The sequence below is a fragment of the Ruoffia tabacinasalis genome (assembly GCF_042652985.1).
In the GTDB taxonomy this organism is placed as follows: Bacteria; Bacillota; Bacilli; order Lactobacillales; family Aerococcaceae; genus Ruoffia; species Ruoffia tabacinasalis.
Genome location: NZ_JBHSHQ010000076.1, coordinates 1 through 3301 on the forward strand (window position 1 = coordinate 1; position 3301 = coordinate 3301).

The following is a 3301-nucleotide window of genomic DNA, read 5'->3' on the forward strand; positions in this document are numbered from 1 at the left end:
GGAATTATCTTTACATAATTAAATCTACTTATTTATACTTTTTAATCTAAATAAATTCTTTCAGCCAATTTAACAAACTTTCTTTTTTATCTTCGCTTAATACTTCTTCAGGAAGAATATTCTTGCTCGCTGTTTCAATTGCTTTCCGTTTAATCTCAGGGTTGGCTTTTGCATATACTTCAGTTGTAGAAATAGATGCATGTCCTAAAAAATCTCGAATATAAATTAAATTTACATTGGCTTCCAGTAAGTGCATCGCTTTACTATGCCTTAAGGCATGTGGCGAAATTTTTGATGGAAATAGATCAGGGTTATCTTTACGAGCTGCTTCATAATGTTTCTTTAAAATATAAGTTATACCGGCACGACTAAGTTTTTTGTGCTGTTTGTTGAAAAAAATGGGAGTTGTAACACTCTTTTCATTACTTAGCTGGTAGCTATCTAAATATGATTCCATAATAGCTACAGTCTGAGCTGTAATTGGTATCACGCGAACTTTTTGTCCTTTTCCTATCAGTGTGACAGTCGCTGGAGAAGACAGTCTCAAATCGGAAGCCTTTAAATCAATAATTTCCTGAACTCTTGCGCCAGTATCGTATAAAAGTGTGAGAATAGCTAAATCTCTTTTTCCTCTTATTGTTTTTCGGTTTGGAGCATCCAACAGTTTTCGTATTGCATCAATTGACAAGTAAGTCATCTGTTCTATATTCGACACTTTCTTTGCCTTTATTGAAAAGACAGAGTTACAAACGTCCAAATATTCTGGCACTTCAGTTTGAAGAAAACGAAAATAGGAATGAAAAGCTGCAAGTCTTTGGTTCCTTGTTCTGACGGAATATCTCTTCTCATCTATTAGCCAATTCAAAAAAGTCTCAATCAAATCTTTGTTTATTTCTTTTAGTGTCAATTTTTCCGGTTTTAAATTAAGAACTTCCGTACAATATCTTAAAAAGATAGTGAATGTATCGCGATATGCTTTAACGGTATTTTCGCTATAGTCCATTTTTGAAGGAATGTATCGAAGAAAGTATATCGACAAATATTTCCCGAAATTATAATCGTTCATTTTCTTGCACCTCCGGAAAAACATCCTGATACATTTCTTCAGTTGAATTAATAATATTGCCGTAGGTATCGCTCGTCATTCGCAGATACTGTTCTGTACTTTCAACATCTCGGTGTCCCATATAGGTCTGAAGGATAGGAAGAAAAGAATAAATATCTTGTCCTTCATTAATCATTTTTTCTAAAGAGTGTACTGCAAAGGTATGACGTAAATCATGTATCCGAGGTTTTACTGATTCATCAGTTATTATTTCAGCGTCACGTAATATTCTTCTGAAGCCACTCAAAATTGAGCCACTATTATATTTTCGCCCGTCTGGAGCAGGATAAAAATATCCTTCCATACTCATATCAAATGCCATGTTTTTAACATAGTGTTGACCATAAATCCTTAGGGTTTCCGTCATAGGAACAAAACGAGTGATGTTATTTTTTCCTTTACTTACTGTAATCACACCATCTTTTAGATTAATATCTGTTTTCTGCAGAGTCAGTGCTTCATTAATTCGTAATCCGCACCCATATAACATTCGTAAGAGCATTGGATAAATGAGGTGAGCATATTTACTGTTCCCTGAGAATTTCAACTGATCAACTATCGACCAGATTCGTGTAATTTCATCATGAGTAAAAATATACGGGATAAAATTATCTCTTTGTTTTACAAACTCATTTTTAGGGAAAACGTAAAAATTAAAGCCTAACATATTCATGAACAGAGCAAATTGACGAATGGTACTCATTCTTTGATGTTGTGTTTTAGTAGATTCATTGTCTCTTTTACTTACATATTCTTCTACCATATTCTTAGTAAGAATTGGTTTTTTAAGTCCTGATTTTTTAAAAAAATTGTCGACTTGTCTTAATCTGTAATAAGAAGACACTTGGAATTTATACCCTAGCCCTATCTTATATTCAACATACATTGAACAATAAGTAGCAAAAGGGCCATCAAACGTGTACTTTTTGTTTGTTTCTATCATAGAGGCACCTCCAATCCCGCCATGCGAAGTTGATTGATATCGATACGGAGATATTCCATTGTCGTATTTGAGTTTTCATGACCCAATATTCCTGAAATAACAGGTAATGGTATGTTTTCTTGTAAAAGATTACTTGCTAAACTGTGTCTCATTGCATGAAGACCACGTTTTCTATCTTTAACATCAATTTTGGCAAGAACTAAATACTTATTGATAACACTCCAAAATACATTGCCTTTTTCAAAACGCCCATAAGGCGTTCTATGTCTAATAAAAATGTGGGGGTCGTCACTTACTGGTCGGCCATTCTTCAAATAATCAATTAATGCGTATTTTAAACCTTCGCTTAATGGTAACTGCAAAGAGTTTTTTGTTTTACCTTGAATTATTTCAATTTTTTCTAAGTGCCATTTAATATCATTTAGCTTCAAGTCTCTGATGTCTCCAGCTCTCATACCTAGCTGAATCGCTAATATCAAAATGAGATAGTCACGCCGCCCGATGGCTGTATTTCGATCTACATGAGAGAGAATAGTTTGAATTTCATGATTTGTGTAATATGAGGGTAGTTTTTCAAGTTTATTTGATCGAATAATCAGAAAAAAATGGGATAATTGGTGAGTATTATAATTGTTTGTGGTTAAAAAATTAAAGAAGCTTTTTAAAGTATACAGAATAGTAACTTTTGTAGATGTTGCATAATTCCTTAATGAATCGATATAAATTAAGATAATTTTTGATTGTACATTTGAGATTTTAGTAATCCCATTTGTCTCAAGAAAATGAAGGAATTGCATGATGTTAAACTTTTTCCCCTCAATAGTCTTGTCTGATAAGTCTGATTTCTTTAAGAATTCTATATAATCCTTAAGGATTTCAAAATAGCAAGGTGGTACTTGAAGACCTTTACGATGATAACATTTATTAACCGGCTCTCCTTTAGAAATACTATTTAAGACTTTTATAGAGCGAACAGCAAATCTTTGATATGGCGTTAAATTTGAATCAAAATCGATTTTATAATGATTCATAAGAAAACTATATCCAAAATCAATAGTGAAATCATAAGTGTTATTCAATATTGCGTACTTTTTAAAGCAGTTCCAGCAACTTTTATAACGAATTTTTGTCCCTTCTGAATAACCCATATCTTCCAAATAGATGCTTGCCTCCCTGATTAAATTTTCAATAGTATCCATTATTTCTTCCTCCTCTTTTAAATTAAGGATACTATATTATGTACAGTTAGAAAC

The 3301-nt window shown here is 32.6% G+C and carries 3 protein-coding genes; all 3 read right to left on the reverse strand.

The features are described from left to right. Window positions 1–46: 46 nt before the first annotated feature. Genes ACFO5Y_RS11655 through ACFO5Y_RS11665 form a run of 3 tightly spaced genes read right to left on the reverse strand, consistent with a single transcriptional unit; the run spans window position 47 to window position 3247 of the window. Complete coding sequence (locus tag ACFO5Y_RS11655) at window positions 47–1066, reverse strand: site-specific integrase (protein WP_197105352.1); 1020 nt, start codon at window positions 1064–1066, stop codon at window positions 47–49. Next, a complete protein-coding gene (locus tag ACFO5Y_RS11660) occupies window positions 1053–2048 on the reverse strand; it encodes a tyrosine-type recombinase/integrase (protein ID WP_197105353.1) in 996 nt (331 codons plus the stop codon). The genes ACFO5Y_RS11655 and ACFO5Y_RS11660 overlap by 14 nt, the downstream gene beginning before the upstream one ends. Beyond that, a complete protein-coding gene (locus ACFO5Y_RS11665) occupies window positions 2045–3247 on the reverse strand; it encodes a site-specific integrase (protein WP_197105354.1) in 1203 nt (400 codons plus the stop codon). Before ACFO5Y_RS11665 ends, ACFO5Y_RS11660 begins: the two co-directional genes overlap by 4 nt. Window positions 3248–3301: the final 54 nt, after the last annotated feature.